At 72.1% G+C, this 19,743-nt stretch carries 18 protein-coding genes; 10 read left to right on the forward strand and 8 right to left on the reverse strand.

Annotated elements, in window-relative coordinates; genetic code table 11:
- Nucleotides 1-22: 22 nt before the first annotated feature.
- Entirely contained in the window at nt 23-1,372 is a 1,350-nt protein-coding gene (locus AB0937_RS00110; protein WP_366708608.1) for a PLP-dependent aminotransferase family protein, read from the forward strand.
- Here the strand turns inward: AB0937_RS00110 and AB0937_RS00115 are convergent.
- Nucleotides 1,269-2,237, reverse strand: coding sequence for a hypothetical protein (locus tag AB0937_RS00115; RefSeq protein ID WP_366708610.1), 969 nt, complete (start codon nt 2,235-2,237; stop codon nt 1,269-1,271). The genes AB0937_RS00110 and AB0937_RS00115 overlap by 104 nt on opposite strands.
- A gap of 141 nt (nt 2,238-2,378) precedes the next feature.
- The gene (locus AB0937_RS00120) at nt 2,379-2,819 is read right to left on the reverse strand and encodes a hypothetical protein (protein WP_366708612.1); all 441 of its coding nucleotides are present in this window, start codon (nt 2,817-2,819) and stop codon (nt 2,379-2,381) included.
- A 222-nt stretch (nt 2,820-3,041) separates the two neighbouring features.
- On the opposite strand from AB0937_RS00120, the gene AB0937_RS00125 reads away from it, so the two are divergent.
- Together AB0937_RS00125 and AB0937_RS00130 are read left to right on the forward strand one after the other, a co-directional pair.
- Nucleotides 3,042-4,181, forward strand: a complete 1,140-nt coding sequence (locus tag AB0937_RS00125; RefSeq protein ID WP_366709320.1) for a PP2C family protein-serine/threonine phosphatase — start codon at nt 3,042-3,044, stop codon at nt 4,179-4,181.
- A gap of 65 nt (nt 4,182-4,246) precedes the next feature.
- Complete coding sequence (locus tag AB0937_RS00130) at nt 4,247-5,308, forward strand: hypothetical protein (protein ID WP_366708614.1); 1,062 nt, start codon at nt 4,247-4,249, stop codon at nt 5,306-5,308.
- A gap of 182 nt (nt 5,309-5,490) precedes the next feature.
- Here the strand turns inward: AB0937_RS00130 and AB0937_RS00135 are convergent, their stop codons facing one another.
- The 4 genes from AB0937_RS00135 to AB0937_RS00150 form a co-directional block, all read right to left on the reverse strand.
- Nucleotides 5,491-6,141, reverse strand: a complete 651-nt coding sequence (locus tag AB0937_RS00135; protein WP_366708616.1) for a hypothetical protein — start codon at nt 6,139-6,141, stop codon at nt 5,491-5,493.
- Nucleotides 6,119-6,574 (reverse strand): hypothetical protein, encoded by a 456-nt coding sequence (locus AB0937_RS00140; RefSeq protein WP_366708618.1) that lies wholly within the window; start codon nt 6,572-6,574, stop codon nt 6,119-6,121. Before AB0937_RS00140 ends, AB0937_RS00135 begins: the two co-directional genes overlap by 23 nt.
- Nucleotides 6,575-6,585: 11 nt before the next feature.
- The gene (locus AB0937_RS00145) at nt 6,586-8,991 is read right to left on the reverse strand and encodes a glycoside hydrolase domain-containing protein (RefSeq protein ID WP_366708620.1); all 2,406 of its coding nucleotides are present in this window, start codon (nt 8,989-8,991) and stop codon (nt 6,586-6,588) included.
- Nucleotides 8,992-9,376: 385 nt separating this feature from the next.
- Nucleotides 9,377-9,937, reverse strand: a complete 561-nt coding sequence (locus AB0937_RS00150; protein ID WP_366708622.1) for a hypothetical protein — start codon at nt 9,935-9,937, stop codon at nt 9,377-9,379.
- Nucleotides 9,938-10,640: 703 nt separating this feature from the next.
- On the opposite strand from AB0937_RS00150, the gene AB0937_RS00155 reads away from it, so the two are divergent.
- The 5 genes from AB0937_RS00155 (at nt 10,641) to AB0937_RS00175 (ending at nt 15,800) form a co-directional block, all read left to right on the forward strand.
- A complete protein-coding gene (locus tag AB0937_RS00155) occupies nt 10,641-10,976 on the forward strand; it encodes a hypothetical protein (RefSeq protein WP_366708624.1) in 336 nt (111 codons plus the stop codon).
- Nucleotides 10,977-10,979: 3 nt separating this feature from the next.
- The gene (locus AB0937_RS00160) at nt 10,980-13,505 is read left to right on the forward strand and encodes a substrate-binding domain-containing protein (protein ID WP_366708626.1); all 2,526 of its coding nucleotides are present in this window, start codon (nt 10,980-10,982) and stop codon (nt 13,503-13,505) included.
- A gap of 77 nt (nt 13,506-13,582) precedes the next feature.
- Nucleotides 13,583-14,986 carry an extracellular solute-binding protein gene (locus AB0937_RS00165; protein ID WP_366708628.1) on the forward strand — a complete coding sequence of 468 codons (1,404 nt, stop codon included), beginning with the start codon at nt 13,583-13,585 and terminating at the stop codon, nt 14,984-14,986.
- 143 nt (nt 14,987-15,129) lie between these two features.
- Entirely contained in the window at nt 15,130-15,606 is a 477-nt protein-coding gene (locus tag AB0937_RS00170; RefSeq protein WP_366708630.1) for a hypothetical protein, read from the forward strand.
- On the forward strand, nt 15,585-15,800 hold the full coding sequence (locus tag AB0937_RS00175; protein WP_366708632.1) for a hypothetical protein: 216 nt from the start codon (nt 15,585-15,587) through the stop codon (nt 15,798-15,800). Before AB0937_RS00170 ends, AB0937_RS00175 begins: the two co-directional genes overlap by 22 nt.
- A gap of 95 nt (nt 15,801-15,895) precedes the next feature.
- On the opposite strand, the gene AB0937_RS00180 is transcribed toward AB0937_RS00175, so the two are convergent.
- The gene (locus AB0937_RS00180) at nt 15,896-16,051 is read right to left on the reverse strand and encodes a hypothetical protein (protein WP_366708634.1); all 156 of its coding nucleotides are present in this window, start codon (nt 16,049-16,051) and stop codon (nt 15,896-15,898) included.
- 128 nt (nt 16,052-16,179) lie between these two features.
- Between AB0937_RS00180 and AB0937_RS00185 the strand changes: the two genes are divergently transcribed.
- Together AB0937_RS00185 and AB0937_RS00190 are read left to right on the forward strand one after the other, a co-directional pair.
- Nucleotides 16,180-17,523 carry a tetratricopeptide repeat protein gene (locus AB0937_RS00185; protein WP_366708636.1) on the forward strand — a complete coding sequence of 448 codons (1,344 nt, stop codon included), beginning with the start codon at nt 16,180-16,182 and terminating at the stop codon, nt 17,521-17,523.
- Nucleotides 17,524-17,815: 292 nt separating this feature from the next.
- Nucleotides 17,816-18,607, forward strand: coding sequence for a GAF and ANTAR domain-containing protein (locus tag AB0937_RS00190; RefSeq protein WP_366708638.1), 792 nt, complete (start codon nt 17,816-17,818; stop codon nt 18,605-18,607).
- A gap of 18 nt (nt 18,608-18,625) precedes the next feature.
- Here AB0937_RS00190 and AB0937_RS00195 read toward each other — a convergent pair whose 3' ends face one another.
- A complete protein-coding gene (locus AB0937_RS00195; protein WP_366708640.1) occupies nt 18,626-19,411 on the reverse strand; it encodes a hypothetical protein in 786 nt (261 codons plus the stop codon).
- Nucleotides 19,412-19,743: the final 332 nt, after the last annotated feature.

Below are 19,743 nucleotides of genomic sequence, written 5' to 3' on the forward strand. Positions count from 1 at the left end.
AATCCAAGGGGGAGACCGGCCGATGAGTGACTACCGGCGCATCGCCGACCGCATCGCCGACGACATCGCCACCGGACGGCTCCGGCCGGGCCAACGGCTGCCGCCGCAGCGGGCGTTCGCCCGGCGGCGGGGCATCGCCCCGTCGACGGCCGGGCGGGTCTACGGCGAACTCGTGCGGCGCGGACTGGTCGTCGGGGAGGTGGGGCGCGGGACCTTCGTACGGGCCGCACCGGCCGGACCGGCGGGGCAGGCGCTCATCGAACCCGGACCCCCTGGAGCCGCGCCCGTCAACCTCGAACTCAACTACCCCGCCGCGCCCGGCCAGCCGGAGCTGCTCGCCCCCGTCCTCGCGCCGCTGCTGCGTCCCGACGTGCTGGCCGAGGCGCTGTTACCGGCGGCCGCCACCGGCACCCGGGCCGCGCGGGAGGCGGCGGCCACACTGCTCACCACCCCCGGCTGGCGGCCCGCGCCGGAGCGGCTGCTGTTCACCGGCAACGCCCGGCAGGCCATCGCCGCCGTCCTTGCCTCACTGGTCCGGCCGGGCGGCCGGGTCGGGGTGGAGCAGCTGACGTATCCGCTGGTCAAGGAGATCGCGGCACGGCTCGGCATCACACTGGTGCCGCTGGCCGGGGACACGGCCGGGCTGCTCCCGGAGGCCGTCGCCGCCGCGCACCGCACGGCGCCGCTGTCCGCCCTCTACGTGCAGCCGACCCTGCACAACCCGACGTCCCTGACGACGAGCCGGCCGCGGCTGCTGCAACTCGCCCAGCTGGTCCACGACCTGGACCTGCCGGTCGTGGAGGACCGCATCTGGTCCTTCCTCCAGGAGCCCGGTGATCCGCTCGCCGTGCACGCCCCGGCCCTCACCCACGTCGTCGACGGGCTCTCCAAGCGGGTCGCTCCGGGGCTCACCGCCGGGTTCCTGGTCGTGCCGCCGCACCGGGTCGCCGCCGTGGCCGACGCCGTGCGCTCGGGCGGCTGGAGCGCCGGGCGGTTCGCGCTGGAGGCGGCCGTGCGGTGGGCCGCGGAGGGGACGGTGGCACGGCTGGTGGCGGCCAAGCGGGCGGACGCGGCACGGCGGCAGCGGATCCTCGCCGAGGAACTCGCCGGCTTCGCCGTACGGTCCGGCCCGGCGTCCTCCTTCGCCTGGTGGCAGTTGCCCGCCCCCTGGCGCGCGGACACCTTCACGGCCGCCGCCGCGGCGCACGGCATCGCCGTCACGCCCGGCCCCGCCTTCGCCGTCGCCCCCGGGCACACGCCGGACGCCGTCAGGCTCGGGCTCGCGTCGGCTCCGGAACCGGATCTGCGCCGGGCACTGCGGACCCTCGCGCACGTCGCCGCGCGGCGAGCCGGGGACCGTACCGGCCTGTGACCCAGGCGCCGGCCGCCACCGCCAGGCCCAGCGCGCACAGCAGCCAGGACACCGTGCGCAGGGTGGCCGTCAGGGCGTCGTAGACGGCGCCCGCGGCCGGGCGGTGCAGGGCGTCGGGCAGGTCGGCGAGGGTCAGACGGCGGCCGATCGCGACGGCCAGGACCAGCAGCGCGCCCCCCAGGGCCGTGCCCAGGCCGAGGGCGGTGAGCGCCCTGCGGCGGCACGCGGCGACGGTGATCCCGGCGACCGCGAGGACGGCGGCGGCGAGCGGCAGCCAGAAGGCGGCGGTGTCCAGCACGTGGTACCCCTTGCGCAGTCGGTCGGTGTCGTCGGCCGGCAGCACCGGGATCCGCGTGTGCGTGACCGGGATGCGGTGGGCGAACGGCACGTGATCGTCGGAGAGTTGCCGCTTGACCCGGGCGATGACGGGGGCGGGGTCGACGGTGACCGGGGCTCCGCGGGCGCCGTCGTCGCGCAGGGCGCGCAGCACCGCCTCGTGGACGGCCCGGTTCGCCGCGTCCCAGGCCGTGCGATAGGTCTCGGTGCGGGTGAAGGAGCGTGCCGCGTCGTGCACGAAGGGCTCGACCGCGGCAGGCCGCGGGCCGCTGTCCGCCCGGCGCCCGGTCTCCCGCAGGACGCCGTCGCCGACGGCGTCCGCGACCGCGTGCCGCACGTCCGGGTCGCCGGCGAGCGGCGCCATCGTCCGGACGTAGCGGCCGGTGTCGGTCAGCCCGTCGGCCGCCCAGGACGCGAGCGCCCCGACCGGCACGAGCAGGCACGCGAGGACCAGCAGAACGGCCGACAGGGCGTTCCGTGATCGTGGGGGCGCCTTCCCGGCTCCGGGCGCCCGGTCGTGCTCGGACACCCTTCCAGGCAACGGCCCCCGGGCCCGGCCCGCGAGCGCTGCGCCACCGTCCGGCCGCCCGCCTGCCGTGCGGCGGAGCGCTCCACCTGCGACGAGAGGCCGCCCGGGGCCCGCGGCCGGGCTCGCCCGAACGGGTGTCCCTCAGCCGATGCGCCGGCCCTGGGCGTCCTCGTGCGTGTAGTAGCGGTAGAACACCATCGCGAGGACGCCCGCCCCCACCGCCAGCCCCAGACCGGCGGAGCTGTACACCGACGCGCCGCTCTGGCTGTAGAGGAAGCCGACCGAGCAGCCCGAGAAGACGAACCAGCACACCGCGTGCAGTTCGCGGGGCAGCAGCGGGGCCAGCGCGCACACCGCGGCGAACACCACGGCGAACACCAGCGCCGTGAGGAAGCCGAAGAGCAGGTTCCAGCCGGTGATGGGCCCGGCGTCGCGCCGGATGGCGGCGGCCCAGTAGCCGTAGACGAGCCCGAGCACCACGGGCAGGCCGACCTTCACGGCGACGTGGACGCGCGGGCCGAAGACGTCCGGCCTCCGGCCGGGCATGATCATCCTGCGTGAGGCGGGTGCCGCATGAGCCATGACAGCTCTCCTCTCTGTCCCTGCCCCTGGAACCAGGGCACACCTGAGGACAGCCCCTGGCAAGTCGGCGAGCGCCTCGAACGGGATGCGGCCGGTGCGGCCCCGTGTTTCGCTGGGGCCGTGAGCCGCCACCGCGGGGGGCACGGCCTGCCCGTCCGGCACCGCCTGCACGTCCGGCCCGGCCCGCTCGTCCGGCACGCCCGGGCCGGGCGCCCCGACGCCGTGCGGCGGCAGGAGCTGCTGCGGGTGCGGGGGCGCAGCGTGGCCTGGCTCCCGCCGCTGCTGCTGCTCGTCGCCATCGCGGTGGCCGACTACCACACCATCGGCGAGTTCCGGATGATCTCCTGGATCGTGCTGGTCCCGGCCATCGCCGCCTCGATCTGCGGAGTGTGGGGCACGGCCCTCTTCGCGGTCCTCTCCCTGGTGACGTACGTCGTCGCCGACAGCTCCTGGCCCCACGAATACCGGGCAGGCCGCGCCGACTTCGTCCTCGTCGCCCTCGGCGGCATCCTCGCCACCCTGGCCTGCGCGGTCCGGGTGCGCGACGAGAACCGCGCGCTGCACATGAGCGACGTCACCGACACCGTCCGCCGTACCGTGCTGCGTCCGCTGCCGCCCGGCTGGGGCGGCCTCGACCACGCCGGCGTCTACCTCACCGCCGACGCCCACGCCCGCGTCGGCGGCGACTTCTACGACATCCAGCCCGGCCCGCACGGCACCCGCGTCCTGGTCGGCGACGTGCAGGGCAAGGGCCTGGGCGCGGTCGAGGCGGCGGCCGCGCTGCTCGGCACGTTCCGTGAGGCCGCGTACCACGAGGCGGCCCTGACGACGGTCGCCGAACGGCTGGAGACGCGGATGATCCGGCACCGCGGGCACACCGTCGCCCTGGGCCGCTTCGACGGCGACCGGTTCGCCACCGCCGTACTCCTCGCCTTCCCCGACGACGAGGAGGAGGCGGTGGACGTGATGCTGTTCGGGCACGAGCCGCCGCTCGCCGTCGGGCCCGGCGGCGTGCGCACCCTGGCGGCCGCGCCGGGGCTGCCGCTCGGCTTCGGCGATCTCGGCGCCGGGCCCCCGCGACCGCGGCGGTGGCGGGTCGCCGGGGACGAGACACTGCTGCTGGTGACGGACGGGGTGACCGAGGCCCGGGACGGCGCCGGGGCGTTCTACCCGCTCGCCGACGAGGTGGCCCGGGCCGTCGCCGAGGACCCGGGCACCGCCGAACCGGCCCGCCTGGCCGCCTTCGTACGCGACGGCACCCTGCGGCACGGCGGCGGGAGCCTCGCCGACGACACGACCGTCTTCGCCCTCCGCAGGAGAACAGGGCGCGAAGCCCCGGAAGGCGGACGTTTGCGGTCCTGAGACCCACCTTTGCAGCCGCAGCGGATACCGTGCTGACGTACGTGATCGACACAGGGGGTGGGGCCATGCCCGGAACCGTGCTGCTGCTGGCGGCCTCGCCGGTGGGCAGGGGGCGCCTGGTGGACGCCGCCTCCGTGCTCCCCGTCCTCGCCGCCGTACCGCCCGCCGTGCTGTCCGGCGCCGACACCGCGAACGTCGTCGAACTCGCCGACCCGCTGGAACCGCAGGCCGTCCTGACCCGGCTGCGCGCCGCCGCCGCGGCCCCGGGACCCCTCACCGTGTACGTCGCCGGCCAGCTCCAGCTCGACCGCCGCCAGCGCCTGCCCCACCTCGCACTCGCCCGCACCACCCCCGCCACCGTCCGCTACACCGCCTTCCCCTGGCACTGGTTCCGGGAGGAGCTGCGCCTCAGGCCCGCCGGCGCCACGACCCTTCTGCTCGACCTGCACGCCGACACCGAGACCTGGCAACTGCTGCGCGGCACCCCGCTGGACTCGGGCCGCGGCAACGCCGTTCACGGTCGCATCGCGCCCCCGCCGTCCCGACGGGGCGTCGCGCAGCCGGCGTACATGAAGGCCGTCGCGACGATCCTGCGCAGCGGATTCCGGCCGCCGGTCGAGCAGTTGCACCAGCAGGCCCTGACCCGGATCGCGCCGGAGAGCGCGGGCACCGACCTGGTGCTGAGCACGCCCGGTCCCACGGGCGGGGATCCGCACGCCGCCATCACCGCCGCCGTCCAGTCCGGCCGGCACGCCGACGCCGACGCGCTCGCCGCCCGGCACGAGCAGTCCGCCGTCGCCGCGCACGGGCCCGCGTCCGAAGAGGCCCTGCACTGGGCCGAGGTACGGGCCGACCTGGCGATGTTCGCCGGGGACGCCGCCCGCAGCTGCCGCACCTGGCTGACCATCGCCACCGCCCGCCTGAACGCCGGGCAGGCGCCGGACGCCCCCGCCGTCGAGGCCGCCGTCGACCGGGCGCACCACCAGTGGGGCCAGGTCCGCGACCCCGCCCCCGCCCGCGAACTGGGTGCCGCGCTCGCCGCGTTGCGTGAGCGGGTGCCCGGCCGCCGCGAAGGGGCGCTGGACCATGTGCAGCGGCAGATGCGGCAGTTGCAGACCCAGGGCTGAGGACCCCTGTCGCGGTTCGGGTACCTTCCCGGAGCCCGGTTCCAGCCCCAGCTGTCACCCAGCGTGCACAGCTCACGTAAAGCGAGCCGGAACCGCAAGAAGTGCACGAAGCCACGTGAGCAGCTCTCCGAGCCCCGCCGGAACCGGAACACGAATCTCAGACGGGGCGGCGTTCCCCGGATCTACTGGAATCGAGCGGCCCGGCGACGCCTCGCCGGCGCGAAGGCATCGATCGTTCCCGCGCCCCTGCCCGGTGCGCTGTTCCAGCCCTGGATGCGGTCGGCAAGCTGCTTGAGCCGAGGATTTCCGGGCTCGACGGCGATCTGGAAGTGGGACTGTTTCACCGGCTGCAGATGCCCGCCCCAGGCAATGACGCCTTCGCAGTCCGCGAGGATGTCCGTGACGACGATCTGCTCGGCTTCGCTCATGCCGGTGTTCTTGACATCGGCTCCGAGCGGGTAGTGCACGGGCCGGATCGCGATGGCCGTGCCCGACAGGTAATTCGACTCGAATGCCGAGCTGATCGCACGCTCCGTCGTGTGCCCCTGGAGGTCACCGGGCAGAAGCATGTCGACTTCATAGGCGAACCGGCGGGCCACGTGGAGAAGAACTGTTGCGACGTCTCCCTCCGCCAGGGAAACGTCGACGTTGGTGCCTTCGACCCGGAACTTTCCGGCGCGATCGAGGATGGGCCAGCCGTTTGCCGATTCGCACTTGGTCCAGGCACGCTCGCCGGCGGCAGGGGCGGCCTGTGCCGGTCCGGCGGCCGCGACGGCTATCGCTGCCCCGGCCCCGAGGCCGAGAACCCGTCTACGCGTCAAACTCGTTGTCATGGGGGGCCCTTCTGCGCTGAGAGCGGTTGATGAGTATCAGGGTGAAACAGACGGTGGCGCAGGCCAGCCCCGCGAAAAGCAGAGGTGTGACCCAGAACGACACATCGTTGGTGCTGTATCCGCTGCTCCAATGGCAGGTGACGGACGGGGGGAAATGGTGGACGGTCGCTGACGTCAGGCGGTAGTCCCGCCCGGAGTCCAGGTAGTCGCCACTGGCGGTCTTCGTCGCACAGAGGTCAAGTGGGTTCGTGTAGGCGAGGCCGTAGAAGGTTCCGGCACCGTAAGCGGCGAGAGCCGCCGCGCTCCCGACCGCGGCCAGGCGGGCCGTCCGCGAGGGCTTCTTCCTGGTCACCCACAGCGCGTACGGAAACACTCCGATGACGAAGAGGAGGAGCGTGATCGCGGGCGGGCCGAAGAGCGCGAAGAATGTCATGCGTCCTGACGCTACTTCGCTCCGAGGAGACGCCGCTGGTTTGCCTGGTACTGCGCTCGCCGGAGCGTTTCCGTGGAGGCGTGCTGAGCGAGGTTGTTGCCGAACGCGTTGCACCACGCGTTGAGCTGGTCGGAAGGAAGGAGGTGCGGCATCAGGGTGGGTACGCCGCCGAACTTCTGGATCAGGCTCGCGCGGCCGCCCACCAGGATGACCCCGTCCCCGCTGGCGGGCTCGTCCGTGAGGATCTTCTTCGCCTGAGCGGCTGCCTCGCTGATGGTGCCGCCGAACCGTTGCTTCAGGTAGTCCCTGAACCGGGTGAGACCGCCGCTGCCCTGGTAGTGATCACGGACCGCGTCGACGATGTTCTTACCGCCACGCACGGCCTGGGCGATGAGGTATCCGTCGGCGTCCTCGACGAGGTCGGTGAAGCCGAAGCTGGACGCGACGCCGATCTTGCCCATCTTGTCGTTGATGTAGGTGGCGCCGGAGGCGTAGGTGTCGTGGTCCCGCCGCCATTCGCCGTACAGGGTCATCAGGTCGCCGCCCCAGCCGGCGACGTCACCGAGACTGATGCCCCCCGCCGGGTTGGGTTTGACGAACTGGCCGTTCGCCGTGGCCATCAAGTGCTCGATTCCGAGGTGCTGACCGGTGAACGGATCCTTGAACTCCGGCCAGATACTCAGGTTGCGGCTGTTCACATAGGAGACGAAGCCGCCGTCCACTTTACCGATCAGAGCCCGCCACTGGTTGTCGTCGTACGCGTCGCTGCGCAGGTATTCCATGACGAGCTGGTTCGGGTTGCCCTTGCCGTATGCCTTGGCCAAGTCATAGAGGGACTTGATGTAGTTGACGAACTCATCCGCGGGTGACGACGGTCTGTTGACGCTGCTCTGGCCGGGGTCGCTGCCGATGCGGTGAGCGTCCCGGTCGAGCCAGAAGGTGTCTGTTCCGTTGGTGACCTGGTATTCCTTGATCTGATTGAAGGACCAGTTCGCCGGCAGGGGATAGCCGAGGTTGCCTGAGAATCCCCAGGACATGCCGGACACGAACGAGTAGCGGGCGTAGGTCTCTTTGGTGACCTCGGCGCATACGTGTCGAGAGCCGTACACGCCGTGCACGTACCGCTTCCCCTTGCTCCCGAGCCCGGACGCGACGCCTCGGAAGTACTCGAGGATGGCCGGCATATCGGCGTCGGTGGCGTCGTAGTCGACGGCGAAGTAGATGATCGTCCCTCGGTTGAAACCGAAGTGCACGGCCTGGTCGTGGGCCTTCTTCGCGTGGGTGTACCCGTTCCCCCAGTAGTACTCGGACAGGGATCTGCCGTTGTCCTGGAAGATCGGGAAGATCCGAAGTCCACCACTGAAGATATTGGAGATTTCACCTTCTTCAAGCATCTTCGAACCGCCGCCGGAAGATGCTTCGTTGAGGTACCTGCCGACATAGCGGTACCCGTCGCTGTACATTCTCTTGGCGCGTGACGCCGTGATCGTGTAGGCGGTGTCGGAGGCGGTGACCGGTCGGTCCGGGTCTCCCATCGATACGAGGAGTTGAGCCCATGTCGCGTAGTCGCCACGGCCATTGGCGGATATTTCGGAGAACCGCTGGAAGGTGGTGACGAAGCTGGTCAGATTGCTGTCGAACGATGTCTTGAACACCGTCTTCGTCTGAACGGTATCGCCGTTTGCGTTCACGGTGACGATCGGCTGGTTGAAGACACACGCGGCGGAGAACAACTGGACGAAGATTCCGGACGAGCCTTCCGAGACGCCGGCCTTGGATTTGATGCCGGCTTGCGTTCCGGCCCCGAAGTTGCCGGTGGCGTCCGCTTCGGCGATGCCGATTTCCAGCTGGAGTGCCTTCATCAGGTTCTGCTGGACATTGCGGGAATAGTGGCCGTCGGCCGGGCCGATGTCGACCGTCTTCTTCGTCCAGTAGCGACCGTTCAGCCACTGCTGGATGGAGCGGACCTCCTCCGACCCACCGGCAGTGAGTACGTAGGCATCCATGTTGAGCAGCGCCTTGAACACCTTCGCCTGGAGGCTGCCGCTCTGCGAGAGGCCCATGTTGCTCTGCATCTTCTTGACAGCAAGCTCGATGTCCGGGTCGTAGAAGCCGGTGTCGGAGTATCCGCCGGTGTAGCCCTTGCAGAACAATCCGTATCGGATGATCTTCACGATGTTCTTGTTCTTTGCCCAGCCGCTTCCGAGTTCGCCGAGCGCTGCGAGTTTGGAAACGGTGCCGTCGCCGAAGTTCGCCACGACAGGGCTGATGCCCAGCTCCTTCTGCAGCCCCATGATGAAGGAATACATCGTGGGCCAGCCGACCTTGCCGTCTTCTGGGCACTTCTGGTAGCCGGACACGCTGGCATAGGTCGAGTTGACCCACTTCTGCGCTTCGAGGACTTTCTCGTCGGCCATGCCGGATCTCCTGGACTGCTTGACGGGTTGGAGCGCGGATGCACACGACACCGGCCTATGGCACGAGACGTCCTGCCCGCGGCGTCCTGGGCTGTCGTTGTCATGATCGAAGGGCGTCGACGGGTGCGTTGCGGCCACTCGCCGGCCGCAGGTGAGCGTCGATGCGAAGGCCGACGGGGCGAGCTCAGGCGTCCATGCGTTGTGCCTGCTGTTACGTCAAACCCCTTGGCCCCGTGACTCGAACGGTGAACCAGCAGGAGGTGTGCTCACCGCCACTGTTGGTGATCTTCCGTGGCCGTGGCCGTGGCCGTGGGCGCCCGGCCCCGCCCGCAGTTGGGGGGGCCGGGCGAAAGACGGCACGCTGGTACGCGGACGCCCGGAATGGTCAGTCGCAGGGGGCCACGTACCTGGCTCGGTCGATGATCGCGACGCCGCTCGACCACATGATCGCGGTCACTCGGGAACAATTGTTCCAGCCGGCGTCGTGGTTGCCCTCGCCTTTGACCGGCCCTGCGTACTGTGAGTAGGTTCCCTCGTCCACCTTGCAGGCCACGCCGGCTTTGTTCGGGCACAGCTTCAGCTTCATGTGCTTCGCCGTGCCGAGGTTGTTGTCGAACACCGCGCAAGCCCCCGACATGCTGGTCGTGGATCTCGTGTAGGTGAACAGGGTGCCGAATCGGCGCGCGTCCGGGAGTTGCTCGGCGGCCTCGAGTTCGTACCCGGATCCGCACAGTGTTGCGGTGGCGCTGACAGCGGCAGGGTTCTCCGCCGCGATCGCACGCGTCTGGGCGTCACGGGCTCCGCTCTCGGAGAACGCGACACTGGTCCCGGGGACGCGCATGCTGCTGCCCGAAGGGCCGTGGTCATCGGCCATGGCCTGCGGGGTGACGGCGAGAAGGGAGACGAGTGCGGCCGCCGGAGCAGTGAAACGTATCAGTGTGCGCATAAGTCAGGTGCTCCTGTTCGAGGGAGAGCTGATTCAGGACCATATGCGTCATCTCGCAGACGCTCCGCCGGGATTGGGCACAGGTGCAACCGGCGAGGGACCACCACGGGTCACATCGGTGTGCACGAAAGGCAGCGACAAGGCATGAGCGATGTTCCCCCTGGTGAAGCTCCCGCTGGTCGGGCGGTCGCCTGGTGGGGCAGTTTGGTCGTGCTGCCCCGTGCAAGTCTCGCAATAGGCATCGAACGTAGCCGAAGTGCCGACATACAGATCGTTCAGTTCGAGGAATGGCCTGAACGTTTCATCGGGGTGGAAGCCGCTGAGGTGACATGTCCCTTGTGCAGCCGAGCAGTTGAGACCCGTGAGACGCATGTGAAGCACGAGGGAGACGTCTGTGGGTGGGCGATCGCTCAGTTGGCTGATTCCCGCCCCTGAGCGACCGGCATCCAGCCCGTGGGATACGCCCCCTCAGCCGGGCACTCGACCCCGAGTCGGTCCGGGTGCGGCCCTCCGGCGACGCTGAAGAGGCTGGCCGGGCTCCACGAGGGAACCGGACACCCACCGTGCACGGGCCCCTCAGCCGTGTGTGCCGTGTGCGCGTGGCGTGAAGGGGACGTGCAATCGCTCGCGCCGGTCACGTCACGGGTCTGCCGCGGGAGCCTGACCCGATGTCATGATGTCGGACATGACAGAGGGGGACGAAGTGGCTGTCTTAGGCGTGCGCGTACGGCTGGGCGCCGGCGCGACCATGGACGACGTCAGAGCTCTGAAGACGTGGCTGGAGCGCGACGAACCGCTGGAGGACCTGGTCTCCCGGCGGCAGCTGCGCATCGAGGCGAAGCCCGGCACCGACGGACCCCCGGGACGGCTCGGGCCCGACCTCGACCTGGTGCTGGAGATCCTGGGGGACCTCGTCACCGTCGCGGCGCTCACCGAGTACACCGCCCGCGCGGTGAAGACCTGGACGAACAACCGCCGCCGGCTGCAGGGCGGCGACCCCGAGCCGCAGATCCGCCCGCTGGATTCCGACGGGGAGTAGGCGGTGAGCCGCTTCGACCCGCGCGACAAGGCGAACCGGGCGCTGCTGGCCGGTGTGTCCGAGTACGACCACGTCGCACCGGATCCCCAGGGTGTGAACGGTCAGCTCCCGGCCGTGCGGCACAACCGGACGTCCCTGGAGGACGCGCTGCACCGGGGCGGGGTGTTCGGCGCGGGTGAGGTGAGGGCCCTCGCCTCACCGACCCCGGACGACTTCACGGGGGCGCTGCGCCGCGCCTGCCGCGAGGCCAGGGGGCTGCTGCTGCTCTACTTCGCCGGGCACGCCGTCACCTCCACCTCCGGCAGCGAACTGCACCTGCAGATGCGCACCGCGCGGGTGCTCATGGGCCACGGGCTGCCCGGTTCGGTGCGTTTCAGCGAGGTGCTGGGCGAGCTCGCCGAGAGCCACGCCGAGCGGGTGGTGGTGATCCTCGACTGCTGCTACGCGGGCAACGCCGCCGGAATCTGGCACCACCTCGACGATCCGAAGCGCAAGAAGCACAAGATCCAGCTGCTGATGAGCGTCCAGCCCAACCGCTGCATCCTGGGCGGGGACGCCGACGCGGCCACACCGTTCACCCGCGAACTCACCCGTGTCCTCGACGAGGGCGGCGACGTGTGGCTGTCCCGGCTGTACGCCGCCGTGAAGGAGCGGATGGCCGCGGCGAAGTACAAGGCGGAGGACGACGACCCGCAGCGGCCGCAGGCCCTGGCACCCCCCTGGGACCCGGAGGCGGACGTGCTGCTGGCCGCGGGCCCCGCCGTGCTCCCGCCCCCTCCCCCGGGCGCCTCCTGGCAGAGCCGGCTGCGCGAGCTGCTCGCCCGCGCCCGCAAGGCCGTCCCCGGGTCCGGCCGTACGACGCTGGCGGCGTTGCTCGCCCTGCTCGCCACCGGCGCCGGCGGCTACGGCATCCTGGCCCTGACCGGCGACCCCGGCCCCTGCGCACCGCCCCTGGAACTGCGCGTCCTCACCGACCCCGACCTGGAACCGGCGGTGCGGGCGGCGGCGGACGCCTACGTCACCTCGGACCTCAACACCACCGGCGACGGCTGCCGGCGCAGCGGCGTCACCGTCTACAGCGCGGGTGCCGCGGCCGTCGTGACCGCGCTCGGCAAGCGGACCGACGCCTGGCAGCAGCCGCGCGAGGACGACAACCCGCAGCGGGACGTCGGCCCGCAGCCGGACGTGTGGATCCCCGCCACCCGCGCCGACCTCGACCGGGTCAACGTGGCGGCGGCGCGGGAGGACCGCCTCTTCGCCCGGCTGGAGGCGGAGGCCGAGCCGATCGCCTACTCCCCGGTCGTGCTGGCCGTGCCGAAGACACTCGGCACGGGCCTCGAACCCACCGGGCGGTCGCTGTCCCAGCTGCTCACCGACCTCGAACGGGTCGACGGCGAGGCCCAACTGCACCGTCCCGCGCCGGAACTGACCGACGCGGCGCTGCTGGCCACGATGGGCCTGTACGGCGAGGACGCCGACGCGCGCGCCGCCGAGCTGCGCCTCGGCCGGGCCGGACGGCCCGAGCCCTCGGCCGCGCGGCTGCTGTGCGCGCTGCCCGCCGACGACGCCGTGGACCGCCACGGCGCGGCGCTGGTACCGGAGTTCCTGCTGAAGAGCGGCATCGGCTGCCACCCGGTCACCCGCGCCCCGCGCGTCGCCGCGTACCCCGACGACGTGCCCGGTCTGGAGCCGGCGTTCGTACGGGTGCGCTGGGAGGACGGCGACCGGGACGCCGAGGCGCGGGACGACGCCGTGGACCGCTTCCGCGCCTGGCTGACCGGTGACGGCGGCCGGGCGGTGCTCGGCCGGCACGGCTTCCGGTCGGCGACCGGTGAGCGCGGCCTGCTCGCCGCGGAGGAGGCACCCGCGGGCCTCGCCGGGTCGGTCCGTCCGGCCAAGGCCGCCGACCCCTCGGAGATGGACCTGACCCTGGAGCGCTACGGCAACGCGCACGGTCCCGGCCGGGTCCTGTTCCTCCTCGACAGCTCCGGTTCGATGGCCGGGCGCTGGGACGGCTCCAGCGGCGGCCCGGGCATCCTGAAGCAGACCCTGCCCGGACTGGGCGGGGAGGACGAGTACGGGGTGTGGGCGGTGCACGGCACCGGCGGGCGCACCCACACCGAACTGCTGGACTTCGGTACCCACGAGCGCCCCGACGCCGAACGCGCCCTGGACCGCGCCGAGGTGCGGGACGCCGAGGCCGATCCGCACGGGGCGCTGCTGGACGCGCTGGCGTTCATGCGGGAGCGCGGCACCGGTGACGAGCAGCCGCAGCTGATCGTGTACCTCACCGACGGCGAGGACGACGGCCGGCTGACGGGCAAGGCCCTGGAGGAGGTCCTTGACCGGGCCGGCGGCGACGCGGGGGTGCCGGTCGTCATGGTGTCCCTGCGCAACTCGGGCTGCGACCGGGGCCGCCCCGCCACACGCATCGCCGCGGCCGGCCGGGGCCGCTGCCTGGACGTCGGGGACGACCTGGTGCCCGCCCTCCTGGACGAGGTCGCCCGCACCGGATCGGGGGTGGAATGATGGCCCGCCGCCTGACAGCCGCGGTACACGTGACGGCCGCGGTACGCCTGACAGCCGCGGTACGCCTGAGGGCCGCCGTGCGCCTGACGGCTGCCGCACTGTCGCTGTCGTCGCTGCTCGCGCTCACCTCCTGCACCGCCGGGGACGCGAGGGAGCAGCAGCCGCAGGGAACCGAGCCGCCCCGGATCGTGGTGGCCAGCGGCCAGGACGTCACCGGCAAGAACGGCATCCGCCAGCAGCTCATCGACGCCTGGAACGCCAAGGAGGGCGAACAGGGCTACCGGGCCCGCCTGGTGGAGCTGCCCGGCTCCGCGGACCAGCAGCGCAGCCAGCTGCTCGGCGCGCTCCAGTCGGGCGGCGCCGAGTACGACGTGGTGAACCTGGACGTGACCTGGATCCCGGAGTTCGCCGCCGCCGGGCTGATCCGCCCGCTGACCGGCACGGCGGTGAAGTCGCCCGCCGACATCATCCCGTCCGTCGACCGCACGTCGTTCTGGGACGGCCAGCGGTACGCGGTGCCCTTCAACAGCGACGTGGGCCTGCTGTACTACCGCAAGGACCACCTGCGCAGCATCGGCACCTCCCGCACCGACCTGAGCGGCGGCGTGACCTGGGACGACCTCCGGGACCTCATCGACACCGTCAACGACCGGCCGAAGCCCCGGGGGTACAAGGACGGCTGGACCACGCAGCTCGCCGCCTACGAGGGCCGTACGGTCAACGCGATCGAGGCGTTCGCCTCGGCCGTCCCGGACTTCGCGCTGACCGACGAGGACGGCCGGTACGCCGCCGACGAGGAGCGGTTGACGGCCGGCATGACCGAACTGCGGGAGCGCACGGCGTCGCCGTACCTGCTCGGGGAGGCCTCCGGGTCGCGCGAGGCCGAATCGCTCAGCGCCTTCGCGGAGGGCCGCACGACGTTCCTGCGGCACTGGCCGTACGTCTACCCGGCCCTGTACGAGACGTTCAGGGGGAACCTCGGGGTGACCCGGCTGCCCGGCAAGGCCGTGCTCGGGGGACAGAACCTGGCCGTCACCTCCTCCACCTCCCAGCAGCGCGCCGCGAAGTCCGCCGAACTGATCGCGTTCCTGACCGACCCGGACAGTGAACGCTGCCTGCTGCGCGCCGGGTTCGCCGCGACGCGCACCTCCGCGTACCAGGCTCCCGGCACCACCCCGGAGTGCCGGCATGCCTCCGCGTACTCCGGGAGCGCATCGGCGTCCCCGACGGGCGAGAGCGCCGAACTGAAGGCACCCGACCTGCTCGCGGGCGGCGTCAGCTACTCCCGTGACGTCCTGCTGCCGGCCCTGAGCGAGGCCGTCCAACGCCCCCGTACGCCCCTGTACGGCGCCGTCACACAGACCCTCATCACCCAACTCGACGCCCTGTGCGGCCCCCGCCCGCCCGGTGCGCCCCGGCCACGGGACGCACAGGTGGCGAAGAGTCTTGACGAGGCGCTGAAAAAGGTTTTGCCCGGTTGAATTTCCTCCCGGTGATGTTCACACTTCCTCCATTGCGGCTGTCCGTTCCCCGTGGGTAGCCTCAATTTCGCACTGACCATGCAATTCGCCATGCAGTTCACCATGCCAGTTCGGCATGCAATTCAAAATCGGGGACGGTCTTCGTGAGCGTACGAAGCAAGGGAATTTCTTCTGTCATCGCCTTCGTCATGACCGGCGCGCTGTGCGGTGTCGGCGCACAGACGGCACAGGCGGCACCGGCGCAGCCGCAGGTGCGCGCCGGAGCGGACGAGATCTGCGCGGTCCTGGGGATCGGCAGCGGCGCGGCAGGTCTCACCAAGGCCCTGGCCAAGGGTGCCTCGTGGGTGGGGATCGGTGCGAGTATCGGGTGCTACGCCTACACGAAGGCGAAGGAGGCCACGCCCGCGGAAAAGCGCGCGGCCATGATCGCGTCCTACAAGAAGTACCAGGCGATGAGCGACATCAAGAAGCTCGACGCACTCGGCTATTACTGCCGGAAGAAGGAGAGTGGCGGGGGTGGCGGAACCGATGTCGCGCCCGCCGAGGCTTCGGTGAAGGCGGGATGGCGCGACATCAGGATGAAGGGCGTGACGTACAAGTGCACGGCCACCGGGGACTGACCGGCCGCAACGGACCGGGCCACGGAGAACGACTCCTGATCTCCCTGGCCCTGGTCGCGGTGAGCCTGCTGTGGATCACCCAGGACATGGCCACCTGGGCGACGGCGGCGTGCGCGATCGGCGTGGCCGGCGGGGCGGTGGGGGTGTGCTATTTCGGGTGGCGGTACGTCCGCTCGCGCGGCGACGGGGCCTGAGGCGCCCCGCGCGACGCACTCCACCCGGCTCCTGTGATGTCCCCACACCCCGCAGCCGGCTCAAGGCGATGAAGTGACCGCTCTCGCACTCTCCCTCACCGGGCGGAGTCCGCCACGGCCTGCGAGCCCGGGCGGGGCGTCTCGGCCCGGGCCGGCCCCGCGTTCGCTGCCAGCAAGAGGGTCACCACGGCGACGAGGGCGGCGGTGAAGCCTCGGGCGTACCGCTCGGCGGTGCGTGTGCGTTCGAGCACGGCGACCTCGCAACAGGGGCGGCGACTACGGCGGCAACGTATTAAGCAGGTTCGACAATCCTGCTTAACACTCCGTTTAACCTAGGGGCAGTCCAGGGCGAACGGCAAGAGCCGCAGGGGGAGTTGGCGTGGGGGAGCGTGACGATCCGGGGACCATCGGCCGCCGGGTGCAGCGGTTGCGGGTGGAACGCGGATTGACGCAAAGGCAGTTGGCGGAACCCGTGTACACCCCCGCCTACATCTCCACCCTCGAGTCGGGCCGGGTGCGGCCCTCCGACGACGCCCTGCGGCATCTCGCGGAGCGGCTCGGCGTCGCCTTCGAGGAGCTCGCCGGCGGACGCTCGGCCCGGCTCGTGACCGGCCTGCGGCTGCGGCTGACCGAGGCCCAGCGCACCTTCGCCGCCGGTGACGCCGAGGCGGCGGCCGCGCAGTACGCCGAACTGCTCGTCGAGGCCGAGACGCACTCCCTGGCAGCCGAGCGGTCCGCCGCCCTGCTGGGGCTCGGCGAGTGCGCCCTGGAGACCGGCGAGCTCGTGGCCGGGCGGCAGTACTTCGAGCGGGCCGAGGAGTGCCTGGCCGGCGCCCCCCTGCCCGCCCGTGTCCCGGCCCTGCGCGGCCGGGCCGTGGCCCACTACCTCGCCGGTGAACTCCGCTACGCCGTCTACCTGCTGGAGACCACTCTCGACGAACTCAACCGCGGCGGACTGCACGACCCGGACGCCCTGCTGCTGCTCTACGCCAGCGCCATCGGCCCGTACATGGACATGGGCGCCCACGCACGCGCCGCCCAGGCCGCCGAGTTCGCCCTGGCCCTCGCCCCGCGGTCCGGCGATCCCGCCCTGGTCGCCCGCATGCACCGGTCCGTCGCCCGCACCCTGGTCGCCGAGGGCCGCCTCGCCGAGGCCGACGCCTCCCTGGCCAAGGCCGCCGAGCTCTACCGCGGCCTCCAGCTCCGCACGGAACTGGCCAACTGCCACTGGATGCGCGGCTACGTCTACGCCCAGGAGGGCCGGCTGGAACGCGCCGAGGAGGAACTGCGGCAGGCCCTCGGCATGCTGTCGGCCCAGCGCGCCGCCCTCTACAGCAGCCAGGTCACCGTCGAACTGGCCGACGTGCTCCACCGGCGCGGCAGGTCCGAGGAGGCGGCGGCCCTGCTGCACGACGTCCTCGGGCAGCTGTCCCCCGAGCGCGGCGCCGTGCACGCCGCCGCCGCGCACCGGCTGCTCGGCATCATCGCCGAGGACGCCCGCCGCACCGACGACGCCGAGGAGCACTACGTCCGTGCCCTGAGTCTGCTGGAGCGGGCCGGCGCCGCCGGTGACCTGGCCGACCTGTGCCGGCTGCTGGGCGACCTGCTGCGGCGGACCGGGCGGGTGGAGGCCGCCCTGGACGCGTACCGGACGGGCCTCGGACACCGCACGGCCCCCGGCACCACCACCCTCGGACCCGCTCCCGCACAGCCCCCTCTGTGAGGAACCAGGTTTTCGCGGCCTACTCCGCGCGGCGGATGCCGCGGCCGGACGACCCGTACGGGAAACGCTGAGGCCGTACCCCGTGCCGGCGGCTCCGGGCAGGTGTTTTGCCCCACCCTCAACGGGTAGTCGGGGCACGGTTCCCCAGGGTCCCGGCCCGGTGCGCGGCGGGCACCGGGCCGGAGAGTACGGCCGGCCGCACCACGGCCCCGCAGGGCGCACGTGGCCCGGCCCCGCCGTGGCTCCGCCCGGAAACCGGTGTCGGCGCAAGCCGCGGTGAGCGAAGGAGGCGGTGGTCGTGCGGCCCAGTGACGATCCCGGAGACGCCCACGACGGCGACCGGGGACCTGGCCGCGCCGGGGGTGACGGCCCGGACCCGGACGGAGCGTGGGCCGCCGACGCCATCGCCAGGGGCATGCGGGGCGCCGCGCCCGGAGAGGTGCCGGGCCGGCTGTGCGAGGTGGCGGTGGAACTGCTGCCGGTGATCGGCGCGAGCGTGTCGCTGCGCAGCGAGGGGATGCCCGTGCAGCTGAGCGCGAGCAGCGAGCAGGCCGCGCACCTGGCGCAGATCCAGGCGACGCTGGGCGACGGCCCGTGCCAGAGCGCGCTGGAGGACGGCGCGCCCGTACTCGCCTGTGATCTGACCACGGGCCGGGACGCCGGGCGGTGGCCGGTCTTCGCCCAGCAGGCGACGGAGGCCGGGGTGCGGGCGGTGTACGCGGTGCCGCTGGGCAGCGGCCCGGTGTGCGTCGGCACGCTCGACCTGTACCGCGACCGCCCGGGCGGGCTCACCGACCGCGAGCTGCACATGGCGCGCGTCGTGGCCGGTGTCATGACCGTGGCCCTGATGGCACTGCCGCGCGGCGACGAGCCCGGGACACCGGACGGGGAGGACTGGCTGAGCGGCCTGGCCAGCGACCACGACGAGGTCTACCAGGCCGTCGGCATGATCATGGCGCAGCTGGGCGTGGCCGCGGACGACGCGCTCGCGCGGTTGCGGGCGGACGCCTTCGCGCACGGGCGCACGGCCCTCGAGGTGGCGCGGGACGTGATCGCCCACCGCACGCGGTTCGACCGGTACTGACCTGCCGGGAGCGGGCTGTCAGATCTGCGCCCTGCCCTGCTTCCTGATCTCCGCCAGGCGCTGCGCCCCGAGCTGCGCGGCCTGCTGGGTGACCTCGGCGTACACCTCGTCGAGGCCCGCGTTGGTGAGGGTGATCGCCTCCTGGCCGACGCGGACGGCGGCGATGTCCATGGTGAGGTACGTGAGTTCCCCCTCCTCCGTCTCGCCGGCCAGCATGACCCGCAGAGCCTGCCGGGCGTCCCCGACCGGCGGCAGCGGCAGGTCGTGGACCTCCACGCCCTGGATGCCGCCGCGGGTGGTCGCCGCCGTGAACTCACCGCATGTGCCGGGCAGCGACTTCATCCAGTCCAGCGTGCGGTCCACGTCCGCCGGGGGGTGGGCGGCGACCCGGTACCGCAACTGGGCGTCGGTGTCACCGTCGTCGAGCGCGGACGTCGCCTGCGGGCCCTTGGGGCTGCCGAAGGGCTCCTCCGTGTAGAGGACGTCCAGCAGCCGCTGGCAGTCCCGGCCCTCCGTGGTCGCCTTGAGCAGCCCGTCCCGCCAGGTCTGCGCGCCCCGGGACGGTACCCACGGCTCCCCCAGATCGGCCTCGGTGACCAGTGCGGCGCGGGCCTGCGCCTCGGTGAGGGCGGCTCCGGAACCGGACGGCTGCTCGACGGCGGGGGACGCGCCGGAGGCGGACGCGGAGGCGGAGAACCACCGGGGCCGCGGCTCGTCCCCGACGGAGCAGCCGGCCGTGACCAGCAGGGCGCTCGCCGACAGCGTGCAGGCCAGGAGGGCACGGGTGGCCGCGGGGTGGGTCATCGGGGTGCCTCCTGCGGGGGGCTCATGGAGGGGCCTGCGGACGGGGCGGCTCTCCAAGATCGGGTACGTGCTCCTACGGCACCACCGCGAACGCCCGGCCACCAGCGATACGGGCCGTCCGGGTGAGCGGACCGGGAGCCCCGGCGGCTCTTGCGGATCCCTGGAGCTCTGGTCTCGGTGGGCCCCGGAGCTCTGGTCTTGGTGGATGCCGGGAGCTCTGGTCTCGGCGGGCCCTGGAGCTCTGGTCTTGGTGGATGCCGGGAGCTCTGGTCTCGGCGGGCCCTGGAGCTCTGGTCTTGGTGGATGCCGGGAGCTCTGGTCTCGGCGGGCCC

Source organism: Streptomyces sp. NPDC047880 (assembly GCF_040706515.1).
GTDB lineage: Bacteria > Actinomycetota > Actinomycetes > Streptomycetales > Streptomycetaceae > Streptomyces.